Raw genomic sequence first — 14,443 nt, forward strand, 5'->3', positions numbered from 1 at the left:
TAATAGCATAAAAAAGGTGTCAGGACGCAGGCTTTACCCGCTTATAAAACAGGCTTTGGCCGACAGCTTGGAGGGTGTTCTACTGCCTGTATCCCCGCACCTTAGCCCTGTATACTCCGCGGGTCGTCAACAGGTAGAAAACCATTATGACCCCCACTCCCGTGGACCTGATTATCAACGCCCGCTGGCTGGCTCCGGTGGTGCCCCGCAACCAACTGCTGCAAGACTGTGCTGTGGTGGTTGAGCGCGGCGACATTATCGCCATCACCACGCAAAAAGAAGCCGCCAAACAGTATCAGGCCAGCGAAACCGTAAACCTGGATGAGCACTTGCTGATTCCCGGCCTGGTAAACGCCCACGGCCACGCTGCCATGAGCCTGTTGCGCGGCTACGCAGATGATCAGCCACTGCACACTTGGCTCAGCGAGCATATCTGGCCGGCGGAGCAACAGTGGGTAGACGAGCACTTTGTACGCGATGGCACTAATCTGGCTATGGCGGAGATGATTCGTAGTGGCACTACCTGCTTTGCGGATATGTATTTTTTTCCGGAAGCCATTGCCGAAGCCGCCAGCCGCACCGGTATGCGCGCCCAGGTCGCCTTTCCGGTATTCGACTTCCCAAGCAATTGGGGCAGCGGCCCCGACGATTACATACACAAAGGCCTGGCGCTGCGGGATGACCACAAAAACGACAACCTGATTCAGATTGCCTTTGGCCCTCACGCGCCCTACACCATTTCCGATGAGCCGCTGCAAAAGGTAGCCACCTATTCCGAGGAGCTGGCTACACCTATCCATATTCACCTGCACGAAACCGCGCAGGAAATCAGCGACGAAAAAAGCAAAAGCGGCCTGCGCCCTATCGAACGCATCAACCAGCTGGGGGCGTTGTCACCGCTGACCCAGTGCGTGCATATGACTCAGGTAAACGACAACGACCTGACGCTGCTGCAAAACACCGGCGCCCATGTGATTCACTGTCCGGAATCCAACCTGAAACTGGCCAGCGGCCTGTGCCCGGTTCAGCGATTGCTGGACAGCAACATCAATGTGGCCCTGGGTACCGATGGCGCCGCCAGTAATAATGACCTGAGCTTGCTGGGCGAAATGAAAACCGCCGCTCTGCTCACCAAAGCCGTTGCCGACAACGCCGCCGCACTGGACGCTCACAGCGCCCTGCGCATGGCCACCCTCGGTGGCGCCCAGGCACTGGGCATGGCAAATCGCATCGGCTCCATTGAAGCAGGCAAAGCCGCAGACCTTACCGCTGTGCGACTGGATGAACTGGAAGCCCTGCCGCTTTACAACCCGGTGTCGCAGCTGGTGTATACGGACTGCAGCCACCGGGTCAGTCATGTGTGGGTAAATGGCAAGGCGCTGTTGAAAGATCGTCAGCTGACAACACTGGATCAAAGTGAAGTCATTGCAAAAGCAAAAGAATGGCAAGAAAAAATAACTAACCGTTAGCGTCATTCTGAGCGCAGCGAAGAATCTCGTACTTCGTATACAACACAGAGATCCTTCGCTACGCTCAGGATGACGTAATGACAACGAAGTGAATTTATGTCCGAACAAAACGTAGACCAGGCCGAAATCGCCAAATTTGAAGCACTGGCCAGCCGCTGGTGGGATCCAAACAGCGAATTCAAACCCCTGCACGACATCAACCCGTTGCGCGCCAACTGGATTGATCAGCATTCCCCGGTAGCCGGTAAAAAAATTCTCGATGTGGGCTGCGGCGGTGGCATTTTAAGTGAATCCCTGGCCCAGCGTGGCGCACATATGACTGGTATTGATATGGGCGAGGCACCACTTAACGTCGCCAAACTACATGCACTGGAAAGTGGCGTTGCGGTGGATTACCGACAAATCACCGCTGAACAACTCGCGGAACAAGAAGCCGGCGAATACGATGTGGTGACCTGCCTGGAAATGCTGGAGCACGTGCCAGAGCCTGCTTCAGTGATTAACGCCTGCGCACAACTGGTCAAACCCGGCGGCCATATTTACTTTTCCACCATCAACCGCAACCCCAAAGCCTACCTGTTCGCCATTTTGGGAGCGGAATACGTACTCAAGCTACTCCCCAAAGGCACCCACGAGTACAGCAAGTTTATTCGCCCTTCCGAACTCGGCAATTGGGCGAGGGAGTCGGGGTTAAGCGTCGAGCATATGACCGGCATGGTCTACAACCCACTCAGCAAAAAGTATCGCCTGGATAACCGTGATGTGGATGTGAATTATCTGGTTCATTGCCATAAAGAAAGTTGATGCTTTACGTCATCCTGAGCGGCGTAGCCGCGTGAGGATATCACAAGCCCGAAAGTTGTGAGATCCTCACGGTCGCTACGCTCCCTCAGGATGACATTATCCAAAGAGACAAATATGCCAAAAATCGACGCAGTACTTTTTGACCTGGACGGCACCTTATTAGACACCGCGCTGGACTTTACCGATGTGGTTAATCAACTGTTGCAGGAAGAAAATCGCGCCACCATGGACTATTGCCAGGTGCGCAGCGCGGTTTCCCACGGCTCTGTGGGGCTGATCGAAACTGCTTTTCAGTTATCTACCGACGACCCAGCGTTCAACCCCTTGCGGCAACGACTGCTGGATTTGTACATCAACTGTCTGACCAACAAAACACGACTGTTTCCCGGCCTGGAAAAATTGCTCAGCCGCCTTGCGAAAGGCAGTATTCCCTGGGGCATCGTTACCAACAAGCCGGTGCTCTACACCACGCCTATCGTTGAAGGCTTACAGTTAAAACCAGCAGCAGTTATCTGCCCGGATCATGTCACCCATACAAAGCCCCACCCGGAATCGGTGCACCTCGCCTGCCAGCAGATTGGCTGCTGTGCCGAGAATACCGTCATGGTAGGCGATCATTTGCGGGATGTGGAGGCAGGTCGCAATGCAGGAGCAATCTCCATCGCCGCCGCCTATGGATATCTCAATCAAAACGAAGATGCCAGCGATTGGCAGGCAGACTATATTGCCCACCACTCGGAAGACCTTCTTCCTATTCTGGAACCACTGTTATGACCGATAGCTCCATCGCAAAAAACTACCAGGCAAACGACAACTGCCTGGCCAACCGCATTATTCTGGTAACCGGCGCTGGCGATGGCATTGGTCGTACTGCGGCTCTGACCTTTGCCAGTTACGGCGCGGAAGTGATTCTGGTGGGCCGAACTGTTGCCAAGCTGGAACAGGTGTATGACGAGATTGTCGCATCCGGCGCCCCGAAGCCGGCTATTTACCCCATGGATCTGGAGGGAGCAACGGAAGATCACTACCAGGAAATGGCAGGAAAGTTGTTCGAAGAATTTGGCCGCCTGGATGGCCTGTTACACAATGCCGGGTTGCTTGGGCAACGCACCCCCATCGCCAATTACAAACTCAGCACCTGGCAACAGGTGATGCAGGTAAATGTTACCGCCGGGTTTGCCATGACCAAAGCGCTGCTGCCACTGCTGGAAAAATCTGAAGACAGTTCCATCATTTTCACCAGCTCCGGTGTAGGCCGCGTGGGCCGGGCCTACTGGGGTGCTTATGCGGTATCAAAATTCGCCACGGAAGGGTTGTGTCAGGTACTGGCTCAGGAGCTGGAAGGCGTTGGCAATATTCGCGTCAATTGCATCAACCCCGGTGCCACCCGCACCGCCATGCGTGCCGGAGCTTACCCGGCGGAAGATCCAGGCACACTGCCTGCACCAGCAGACATTATGCCAACCTATCTGTATTTGATGAGTGCAGAAAGTCAGGGAGTATCGGGAGAGAGTTTGGATGCGCAGTAATACCAGAATACGTCATTGCGAGCGCAGCGAAGCAATCTCGTGACGCTTCTGGAGATTGCTTCGCTACGCTCGCAATGACGGGTTTGACTTAGAACTTAACCGTTGCCTGAATTGCCACGCTGCGGTCGCGGTTAATAAAGCCGTAGTAGGCGTTACCGCTACGCTGGGTTAGCAGTGAAGCCAGCGGTGCATCGCCACCGAAATTAATCACTTCTTCATCCGTCAAGTTGCGACCCAGCAGAGACACTTCCCACTTGCCATCACTGGGGCCAAAGCCAATACGGGCATTTACTTCAGTGTAGGCATCCTGCACATTGCGCGGGTCGAGCGTTGGATTCCACAGGTAGTCATCCACATAGAGAACGTCTACCGTGGTACGCAATTGATAATTATCCATAACCGTTGCCGTGTGATCGGCCACAAAGGTGGCTCGCCATTCCGGCGTGTATTCGCGGGTTGAGCCCGCCACATTACACAAGCCTCTAACCGGATCAGTCACCGAACCGGGGTCAGTAACAGCCTGGCCGAAGAAGCACTGACTGTCGTTAAAACTGTCGTACTCAAAATCCAGGTAAGAAAGCGAGCTGCTCAATACCAAACCATCGGTGGCCTGCAGGCGCCCTTCCAATTCCAAACCTTTGATACTGGCTTCCGCGGCATTGGTAACATTAAAGCCCAGGGTGCCATCGAATTGAGAGACTTGAAGATCTTCATAGTCGGTAAAGAAAATCGCGCCATTTAATTCAGCAGCACCATTGAGTAGTGTCAACTTGGTACCCAGCTCAAAGTTGGTGGCTTCCTCTTCCTCAAACTCAAAACTGCCCTGAGGGCCGGGGTTAAATACAGGGCCAAGAGCACTTAGCACGGTCACACCAACCGCTGCATCCGGGTGGGCATTGGAACGCACATCGAAACCGCCGGATTTAAAGCCGCGCGTCCAGCTGGCGTACAGCAGTGCATCATCAGAGGCTTGCCACTCCAGGGTTACCAGTGGCGTGAAGGAGTTTTCACTGCGGCTGCCACTCAATGGATCGTAGGCCTCAATACCAACGATGCCGTAAAAAGTGTTGAGAATCGGGTCTGCATTGCCAACATCAACACCCGCCTGATTGACATTAAACTGGCGTCGGGTGGCGTCTTTATCTTCACTGGTATAACGTCCCCCGGCTGTCAGGCTCCAATCCTCAGCCAGTTGCCAAGTGCCTTGGGCAAACACCGCCCACACATCGGTATCCTGTTGGAAGGAACGTTGAGATGAGGAGTTGGGCAAAAAGCCAATAATGGGTGCCAGTGCAGCGTTAGCGGCAGGCAGTGCCACATTGAGCAAGGAATCCTGGGGAATAAACAGGCGGTCGTTAAAATCCAGCTCGCTGCTTTGGTAATAAATGCCAGTGATGTATTCAAAGGTATCGCTGGCAGGGGAAGTCAGGCGAATCTCTTGGCTAAATTGTTCGAAACTCTCGTCGCCAAACGCCTGGAATAGAGAGGCACCGGTAAAATCGCAATCACACAATTCACTGTGATCATACTCGAACCAACCGGTAACAAATGTCAACTCATGGTCGCCCGCCTGATAGTCCAGCTCCACCACGTAACTGTCGACGGTGTCGCTGCTGTTATCGCCGTTGGAATCACGCACCCGATCCAGGGTGCTGTCAACCAGTGGACGTCCGAGAAGCGCCTGTAGACCATTAACTGCTTGCACATGGGTAATCGCACCGGGAACCGGCAGAGTGACCGGATCAAACAATTCAATATTGCGCCCATCTACATCAAATTCGGTGCGCTCGGCTTTAAAGTACAGCGACAAATCGTCGTTGATATCCCACTCCACGCCCAAGCGGAATACCTGCTCATTTTCGCCTTTTTCGTCACGATTGAGGGTGGTGTTGCGTACAAAGCCGTCGATACTGCGATCCATTAACGCCACTCGAGCGCGCACGTTATCGGAAAATGCTCCGGACGCTACAAAACGCAGTTCCTGCTCACCATCGCTGGGTTCGTAGAGGGCGGAAACAGAACCTTCAAATTCTTCTGTGGGTCTGGCGGACTGAATACTGATGGCACCACCAATGCTGTTTTTACCAAACAGGGTGCCTTGGGGACCACGGAGTACTTCGATGCGTTCCAGGTCAAGGAAAGGAGCGCGACTGACCGCTGCACGGCCGTAGTAAACGCCATCTACATATTGGCCAACGGATTGTTCAAAACCCTGGTTGATACCGGAGCTGATGCCGCGAATGGTAATGGTGGAACCGATACCGGTCTGGTTCATGCTGAAGTTGGGAACGTAAGCGGTGAGCTTTTCCAGATTGGTAATACCAGTATCTGCCAGTTTGGCACCGCTGACGGTATTTACTGAAATGGGAACACTCTGCAGGCTCTCTGGCCTTTTTTGAGCAGTAGAGACAATCTCCTCAAGAACACCTGATCTGGTTTGTTGTTCTTCCGCTACAGCAACTTGGCTGGCCACAATCGCGGCCACACAGGCGGCCAATGACTTACCAGAGAACCCTCGACAAAAACCTGATGGCTTCACCATACCGCTACTCTCCTTCATCTATTTAGTATTTTTATTTCGTCCAGCGCGACCACAATGGAGTTCCGCAGCTTCTGTGACCAACCGGTATTTATCTGTGGCAGGCGCGCTGAATGCAAACTGCTTTTTAGCGTTTTATCGAGTGTATACGGGGTCACTATTGGTGGCAAATCCGTTAGATACAGGTCGGTTTTAGCCGAGTGGCATTGATTTTAGTTTGTCACCCCCGCGAATGCGGAGATCCATAGCAATGGAAGCACGAAATACAGAGATATCTGTATTTGTAAGAAGAATGTAAAAGCATAGATGATTTAGTTTTTGCGGCCGCGGGCACGCAGGCGCTCTTCCTGGCGTTGGCGTTTTTTACGTTCTTGGGGAGTGATATTGGCGATACGCACATTGTCGATGCCCGCCTGGCGGCAGAGTGCTTTGATGTCCTGCGGTTCCAGGTCCATCCACTGCCCTTCGCGCAGGTAGGATGGAAAGAATATGGGGCCGAAGCGCACCCGCTTCAGGCGGTTAACTTCCACCCCCTGAGATTCCCACAACCGGCGTACCTCGCGGTTACGCCCTTCCATCAAGGCAACGGTAAACCAACGGTTGGCGCCATTGGCCTCACCAGGAACAATATCGCTAAACTTAGCCATACCATCATCCAGCAACACGCCGTCACGCAGGCGTTTAAGGCCATCTTCATCCACATCCCCGTGAACCCTCACCAGATATTCACGATCCATGTTGCTGCTAGGGTGCATCAGCTTGTTGGCCAGCTCGCCGTCATTAGTAAACAGCAGTAAGCCACTGGTATTGATGTCCAGGCGGCCAACAGACACCCAGCGCTCGCCACTGAGTTTTGGCAGGCGTTCGAATACCGTGGGCCGACCCTCTGGGTCGTTGCGCGTGCAAATTTCCCCCAGGGGTTTGTTGTACAGCAGCACTCGTAGGCGAGAATCGGCGGATTTGCGGGCAAAGGGTTTGCCATCTACCTGAATGTTGTCTTCCGGAGCAACGCGATCCCCCAAGGTTGCTGGCTGGCCATTGACCATCACACGGCCATCAGCAATCCACTGTTCCATGGCCCGGCGCGATCCCAATCCGCCCGCTGCCAGGACTTTCTGCAGTTTTTCAGTGACCACGCCCTCAGACATCGTTGTGCCTGTCCGGGTTGTGCTCCTGCTGTTGCTGAGTTGGCAGCTCGCTATGGTCGATTTGATCCTCGTCCATATCCGCCTCGGCGGCCTGTTCCTCTGTACCCTGTTGAGGCTGATCAATATCCAGGCTCAGCTCCGGGTCGATGTCTTCCAAATCCCGAAGCTCTCCCAGAGTAGGAAGTTCTTCCAGGCTGGCCAGATTAAAGTAGTCGAGAAACTGTTTGGTGGTGGCGTACAGTGAGGGGCGACCCGGCACATCGCGATGGCCAACCACCCGTATCCACTCTCGTTCGTGCAGTGTTTTGATAATCTGGGAGCTCACCGACACCCCGCGAATTTCTTCAATATCGCCGCGGGTAATGGGCTGGCGATAGGCGATCAGCGCCAGGGTTTCCAACATGGCCCGCGAGTACTTCTGAGGTTTTTCTTCCCACAAGCGGTTCACCCACTGGGAGAGTTCCTGACGCACCTGAAAGCGATAGCCGCTGGAGACTTTTTTCAGTTCAAAACCGCGGCCGGCACAGTCTACTGCCACTTCTTCCAGAGCAGCGCGAATGTCGTCGCGGCTGGGGCAGGCATCTTCTTCAAAGAGCTGCTCGATGTGGGATATATCCAGCGGGCGCGCTGCCGCCAGTAAAGCACCTTCGATAATATTTTTTAGTCGGGTGATATCCATAAACACTATCTTTGTTGTCCGTCATCCCCGCGAAAACGGAGATCCATCTTGCAGATGGTGGATTATACGCTTCACTCGCCCTACGGGCGCTCAATGCAAAAAGCGCATTAGTCCCGCCTGCGCGGGAATGACGAAAATTAATAATCAGGCAGATCGGGCCTTTACATGTATCGGGCCAAACATTTCGCTCTGCACAATTTCCACCAGCGATTCCTTGATCAGTTCCATCACCGCCAGGAAAGTGGTTACCACCCCCACTTTGCCTTCGTGGGCGGTGAAAAGGCTGACGAAGGGAACAAATTGCTGGCCTTTCAAGCGCTCCAGCACTTCGGTCATGCGCTCCCGTGTCGACAGCAACTCCCGTTGCACCTGGTGACTTTCAAACATTTCCGCACGGTGCATAACTTCCGACAGCGCCAACAGCAATTCCTGCATGGACACATCCGGGTGGGGACGCTCGCAGTTGCGATCCGGTTCCTTGGCAGAGGCAATAAAGGTGTCCCGCCCTACTCTGGGCAGGTCGTCGATATCTTCTGCGGCCTGCTTGAAGCGCTCGTACTCCTGCAGGCGACGAATCAGCTCGGCGCGGGGGTCGTCTTCGTCTTCTATCTCTTCCTGGCGGGGCAGTAACATGCGGGATTTGATCTCCGCCAGCATGGCCGCCATCAACAGGTATTCCGCCGCCAGTTCAAAGTGCATGGCTTCCATCAATTCGATGTAAGCCATGTACTGGCGGGTAATTTCCGCCACGTTGATTTCGAGAATATCGATATTCTGGCGCTTGATCAGGTACAGCAGCAGATCGAGCGGGCCTTCAAACGCCTCAAGAATCACTTCCAGCGCTTCTGGGGGGATATAAAGATCCTTGGGCAGCTCGGTGACCGCCTCGCCGTAGATCATGGCGAACGGCATCTCCTCCTGGCTGGGAGGCTGCGGGTGGGATTCGTTATCGATAACGGGAGTGTCGGTCACAGGGTTTAACCGGTTAAATAAAGATGGGGATTATACAGGGAATGTCATTCTGAGCGCAGCGAAGAATCTCATAGGCCGTCACAAACACAGAGACCCTTCGCTGCACTCAGGATGACACAAAGCGCATCCTGTCAGTCTTCAAACAGACTCACATCCCCCATACCGCGGCGCAGAATAACCGGGGTGTCGTCGGTCATGTCCACCACTGAGGTAGGTTCCAGGCCGCAGTAGCCGCCGTCGATAACCAGGTCGATACGATGCTCCAGCAGGTCACGAATGTCGTAGGGATCGGTGAGCGGGTATTCATCGCCAGGCAGTTGCAGGGTGACACTCATCAGCGGTTCACCCAGTTCTTCCAGCAGCGCCAGCGCTACATTGTTTTCCGGCACCCGCAGGCCTACGGTCTTGCGCTTGGGGTGCATCAGCCGTCGCGGCACTTCCGATGTGGCCTGTAACACAAATGTATAGGGCCCCGGCGTCAAACCCTTGAGCAAGCGAAAGCGCACATTGTCCACTTTGGCGTAGCTGGCCAGTTCAGATAAGTCGCGGCACACCAGGGTAAAGTTGTGGCGTTTTTCCAGCTGGCGGATGGCGCGAATTTTGTCCAGCGCCGTTTTGTCACCAATATGGCAACCGAGGGCATAGGCAGAATCAGTGGGGTAAGCGATAACACCACCGAAATGCACGATCTCTACCGCCTGGCGAATCAAACGAGGCTGGGGGTTATCCGGGTGGATGGAGAAAAACTGGCTCATGGAGGTTAAAAAAGGCCGCTGCCGAAAAAACGCGCAGCTTACAGAATTTCACTGCCTTCTGTCTCGCCCTTTCTGTCACCTTCACCTTGATCAGGGCTCTTATCACGCAAAAACCGTTCGGTAAACTCGTCCGCTGGTATCGCTTTGCTGAACAGGAAGCCTTGCAAAAGGTTACAGCCCAGCTCTTTGAGCATCTGCCGCTGTTCCTCGGTTTCCACCCCTTCAGCCACGGTTTCCAGCCCCAGGTTATCTGCCAAAGCAATAATGCCGGCAACAATGGCGCGGCCGGATTTGTCTCTCTCTTCCAGATCATTGATAAACGCGCGGTCAATTTTCAGGGTATCTACCGGCATGTGTTTCAGGTAATTAAAGGAGGAGTAGCCGCTGCCAAAGTCATCGATGGCAAGAGTAATGCCGGTGGCCTTGATGTCATTCAAGCTGTCGATAATGTGGTGACTCTCCTCCAGCAACATGCTCTCGGTGATCTCCAGCTCCAACAGCCGCGGGGGCACACCAAATTCTTCGAGCGTACTTTCCAGGTGACCCTGCAGGCCCTCTGCCTGTATCTCGCGGCCAGAAATATTTATCGCCACTTTCAACTCATGGCCCAGGTTTTGCCATTGGCGAATTTGCCGGCAGGCGGCGCGCAATACCCAATTCCCCAACTCCGCAATCAGGCCCGATTCTTCCGCCAGAGAAATAAACTTGTCTGGCATCATCAGGCCGCGATCCGGGTGATTCCAGCGCACCAGTGCTTCCGCTGACACCACCTCGCCACTTTCCGCATCCAGTTTTGGCTGGTAGTACAGTTGCAGATGATCGTCTTCCAGGGCATGGCGCAGCTCCCGCTCCAATTCCAGACGACGATACACTTCATCTTCCATGCCCTGTTCGTAGAAGCAGTAGCTGTTACCCTTCTCTTTGGCGCGGAACATGGCGGAGTCTGCGTGTTTGATCAATGCGCCCACGTCTTCACCATCTGCTGGCGAGAGAGAAATCCCCACACTGGTGGTGATAAACATTTTCTGCTGCAGGAATACAAAGGGCTCGCTCAGGCTTTCACAAATTTTTTGCGCCACGGTGGCCGCCACGTTGGCGTTGTGCAGTCCTTCCAGTACCACAGTGAATTCATCGCCACCGAGACGAGCGACAAAATCCTGTTCCCGCAAACAGCGGCGTATACGGTCGGCCACCGCCTTCAATAACAGGTCACCAGCATCATGCCCCAGGGAATCGTTGATCACCTTAAAGCGATCCAGATCCAGGAATAGCACCGCCACCATTTCGCCGTTGAGCAGCGCCCGGTTGATCATAGGCCTCAGTTGCTGCATCAGGCTCGCGCGATTAGGCAGGCCGGTAAGTGGATCGTGGTAAGCCATCTTCTTGACGTGTTGTTCGGCCTTGCTGGCCTGCAACAGGCGCGCCACCCGCTGGCGCATCACCGAGAAATGAACCGGCTTGGGAATATAATCACTGGCACCGGCGGTAAAGGCTTTAACGATGGATTTTTCGTCTTCCAGGCCTGTAATCATCAATATGGGTATTTCTGAACCGTTGGGCAATTCGCGAATCTGCTCACAGGCCTGGAAGCCGTCGATTTCCGGCATCAAAGCATCAATCAGAATCAGATCCGGCATCTTGCGACGGCAGATAGCCACCGCATGTTCGCCATTATTGGCTTCTTCAATACTGTAATCATCGGCTTCCAGCGCATTGCGCAAAGCCATGCGCATGGAACGGTCGTCGTCAGCGATAAGCACACTGTAACCGGTGCCGCTGCGCTGCACTCTCTGGCTGCTGGTGGCGGTATCACTCAATTGCTGCTCCAGGGCCCGGCTCAATTCCCGATAGGCCCCTACCAGTTCGGTGACGGCATCCACTACCGGTTCCAAATCATCAACCTTGGCCAATTCTTCAATAGAGCGGCTCAGGGCAACCACCCGGTCGGCACCAAAGTTAGAAGCACTGCCCTTGAGCATATGGGCCAGTTCGCGCACCTGTTTGGCATCGCGATCCGCGGAGGCGTGTTTGAGGGATTGCAGATAAACCGGGGTATCTTCCAGGAACGCCTGGATCATGGAATCGACCACCTCGCCAACGCTGTGGCGCAGTTCATCCATAATGGCCAGGTCCAGAGTGACATCCATGGACTTTTGCACCTCTGCTGAGGCTGAAACGCTGGCAGGTCTGCTGCCCGATTCCAGCTCCAACCAGCGCTGCAAGGTAATTTCAAGGTCCTGTAAACGCAGCGGCTTGGGCAGAAAGTCATCCATACCCGCACTGCGGCAGCGCTCTTCCTCGCCCTCGCTGTTGTTGGCGGTCATGGCGATAATCGGCAGAGCATTGCTACTTGATGATGTGTCGCTGTCTTCCAGACGACGAATGCGGGCGGTGGCCTCATAGCCATCCATCACCGGCATCTGGCAATCCATAAAGACCAGATCCACCTGCTCGCGCACCACTTTGTTGAGTGCCTGTTCGCCACTTTCCGCTACCAATACTTCACAGCCCAGGCGCTCCAGCATACCCACAGCCACCTGCTGATTGGCGCGATTGTCATCGGCCACCAACACTCGCTTGCCAAAGTGGCTGAGGGGTGTTGCAGTTTGTACAGACGCTGCAGCCTGGGTGACACCAGCAAGGGCTCTCAGTGCTTCGTAAAGCACACCGGTACGCAACGGCTTGGGCAATTGCACCACTGCATCCGGATACAGGGCCTGGTATTCGCTCCAGGGATTAACTAACACGATCAGTTGCACCTGATCAGCGGCCGGGTTGTCGCTGAGCAACTTGATAAAGTCCAGCGCCTTGATGCCGGCCAACTCCTCGTCCAGGATCAACAGCTGAGGCGCTTCATTCAGCGCCAGGCGGCTGCGCACCAGGTCGAGCCCTTCCATGCCATTATCCAGTGCCGTGTGCTGAACACCCCAAGCTCCCAGCCTCGCCGCCAGAAACTCCCGGGCCACTTCGCTGCCATTAATAGACAACACTTGCAGCAGGGAAAATTCCTCCGGCAATCGTTTGTCCGCACTGGGTTTACTGAGGATGTCATCACTCTGCAAAGGCAGAGTGAAACGGAAGGTGCTGCCCTTGCCGAGTTCACTGGTAAGGGATATCGCCCCACCCATCAGATCCACAATGCGGCGGCTAATGGCAAGCCCCAGACCAGTGCCCCCGTATTCGCGAGTGGTGGAGGAATCCGCCTGGGTGAAGGCGTCGAAAATTCTCTCCTGAGCTTCAGGGGCAATACCAATGCCGGTATCGCGAACGTCAAACTGAAGCTGCTGTTCACCGGTGACCCGGTCTTCACCAAGATTCAGCCAAACCGAAACCTCTCCCTGGTTGGTAAATTTAATGGCATTGCCAATCAGGTTGATCAATACCTGACGCAGGCGGGTGCTGTCGATGCGAATATGCTGTGGAACATCGACGGCGCAAACATATCCCAGTTCCACTTGGCGTTTAACCGCATTACTGGACAACAAGCCCACCACTTCGTCCAGCAAGTCCTCAACAAATACCTCTTCCTTGTTGAGCACCACTGCACTGGATTCCACCTTGGAAAAATCGAGCACATCGTCGATCAGGCTCAGCAGAATTTCACCAGAAGATTTCGCCGTCTCCACATACTCCACTTGCTTGGGCGACAGCCCCATGGTCATCAGCAAATCGAGCATACCGAGAATGGCATTCATGGGCGTGCGCAACTCGTGACTGACATTGGCGGCGAATTCGCCTTTCACACGAGCGGATTCCAGGGCGGCGTCTTTGGCCTGCAGCAGTTCCATCTCGCGTTTTTCCAACACCGCCATCATGGTGTTGAACGCGTGTTGCATATCAACAATGTCTTTGGGGCCAGACATTTCCGCGCGCAGCTTTTTCTCACCACCTTCAGCACGGCGCATGATGGATGACAGGTATTCCAGCGGTTTGGTCAGTTTGCTGGCAAGCCCCAACAAGGCCAGCAGGAGCAGAAGAGCCACACCCAGAGAGGCCAGGGTGTTGTTGCGCAAAATATCGCGGAACATAGCATCGAGAAGGCTTTTGTCGACCACCAGAACAACATACCCCACCAGTTCGCGAATGGGCTCTTCGCCGAACTCCGCCATGGAATCGTCTTCGCTGTAAACCGGTGCAGCAAAGTGCCAGTGATCGCCTTCTTCGTGCAATAAACGGGCACTGCTGGTGACATCGTCAAATAAATAACTGCGTAACAACTGGCCGTTTTGGCGATATTCATAGCGCGTGCCATTGGCATTGTAGATGGCTGCACCGTCGACGTTTTCAAAACCCAGCACCAGGTCAATGGCATTGGTGGCCATCTGGCGGGTTGATGAAAGCAAAGCAAAATCCGCCTGGCTGGCGAAGTTATCTGTCAGCTGGCTGCTCTGTTCCAGCAATTTTTCCCGAATGGTATCGGTGGCTGTTTTAGAAACAACCAGTGAGGTAACCAGTGCCAGAATCAGCACACCGACAAAGACAGCCAAGACCAGCTGTCTGCGAAAATCCAGTTTCTGAAAAATTGATTCAGAATCAGACAATTTAATA

The 14,443-nt window shown here is 54.2% G+C and carries 10 protein-coding genes; 4 read left to right on the forward strand and 6 right to left on the reverse strand.

Features of this window, described 5'->3' with window-relative positions:
• Positions 1 to 143 precede the first annotated feature (143 nt).
• The 4 genes from QSV34_RS12105 (at position 144) to QSV34_RS12120 (ending at position 3,802) form a co-directional block, all read left to right on the forward strand.
• Positions 144 to 1,469, forward strand: coding sequence for a TRZ/ATZ family hydrolase (locus QSV34_RS12105; RefSeq protein WP_289155113.1), 1,326 nt, complete (start codon positions 144 to 146; stop codon positions 1,467 to 1,469).
• 96 nt (positions 1,470 to 1,565) lie between these two features.
• Complete coding sequence (gene ubiG, locus QSV34_RS12110; RefSeq protein WP_289155052.1) at positions 1,566 to 2,273, forward strand: bifunctional 2-polyprenyl-6-hydroxyphenol methylase/3-demethylubiquinol 3-O-methyltransferase UbiG; 708 nt, start codon at positions 1,566 to 1,568, stop codon at positions 2,271 to 2,273.
• Positions 2,274 to 2,387: 114 nt separating this feature from the next.
• A complete protein-coding gene (locus tag QSV34_RS12115; RefSeq protein ID WP_289155054.1) occupies positions 2,388 to 3,047 on the forward strand; it encodes an HAD family hydrolase in 660 nt (219 codons plus the stop codon).
• A complete protein-coding gene (locus QSV34_RS12120; protein WP_289155056.1) occupies positions 3,044 to 3,802 on the forward strand; it encodes a YciK family oxidoreductase in 759 nt (252 codons plus the stop codon). Before QSV34_RS12115 ends, QSV34_RS12120 begins: the two co-directional genes overlap by 4 nt.
• An 88-nt stretch (positions 3,803 to 3,890) precedes the next feature.
• On the opposite strand, the gene QSV34_RS12125 is transcribed toward QSV34_RS12120, so the two are convergent.
• The 6 genes from QSV34_RS12125 to QSV34_RS12150 form a co-directional block, all read right to left on the reverse strand.
• Complete coding sequence (locus QSV34_RS12125) at positions 3,891 to 6,344, reverse strand: TonB-dependent receptor (protein ID WP_289155057.1); 2,454 nt, start codon at positions 6,342 to 6,344, stop codon at positions 3,891 to 3,893.
• Between the two features lie 308 nt (positions 6,345 to 6,652).
• The gene (gene rluB / locus QSV34_RS12130) at positions 6,653 to 7,489 is read right to left on the reverse strand and encodes a 23S rRNA pseudouridine(2605) synthase RluB (RefSeq protein WP_289155059.1); all 837 of its coding nucleotides are present in this window, start codon (positions 7,487 to 7,489) and stop codon (positions 6,653 to 6,655) included.
• Entirely contained in the window at positions 7,482 to 8,168 is a 687-nt protein-coding gene (scpB, locus tag QSV34_RS12135; RefSeq protein ID WP_289155060.1) for an SMC-Scp complex subunit ScpB, read from the reverse strand. Before scpB ends, rluB begins: the two co-directional genes overlap by 8 nt.
• 144 nt (positions 8,169 to 8,312) lie before the next feature.
• Entirely contained in the window at positions 8,313 to 9,080 is a 768-nt protein-coding gene (locus tag QSV34_RS12140) for a segregation and condensation protein A (RefSeq protein ID WP_289155115.1), read from the reverse strand.
• Between the two features lie 191 nt (positions 9,081 to 9,271).
• On the reverse strand, positions 9,272 to 9,895 hold the full coding sequence (locus tag QSV34_RS12145; protein WP_289155062.1) for an L-threonylcarbamoyladenylate synthase: 624 nt from the start codon (positions 9,893 to 9,895) through the stop codon (positions 9,272 to 9,274).
• Between the two features lie 38 nt (positions 9,896 to 9,933).
• Positions 9,934 to 14,436, reverse strand: a complete 4,503-nt coding sequence (locus QSV34_RS12150; RefSeq protein ID WP_289155064.1) for an EAL domain-containing protein — start codon at positions 14,434 to 14,436, stop codon at positions 9,934 to 9,936.
• Positions 14,437 to 14,443: the final 7 nt, after the last annotated feature.

This window comes from Porticoccus sp. W117, from assembly GCF_030341905.1.
GTDB lineage: Bacteria > Pseudomonadota > Gammaproteobacteria > Pseudomonadales > Porticoccaceae > SCSIO-12696.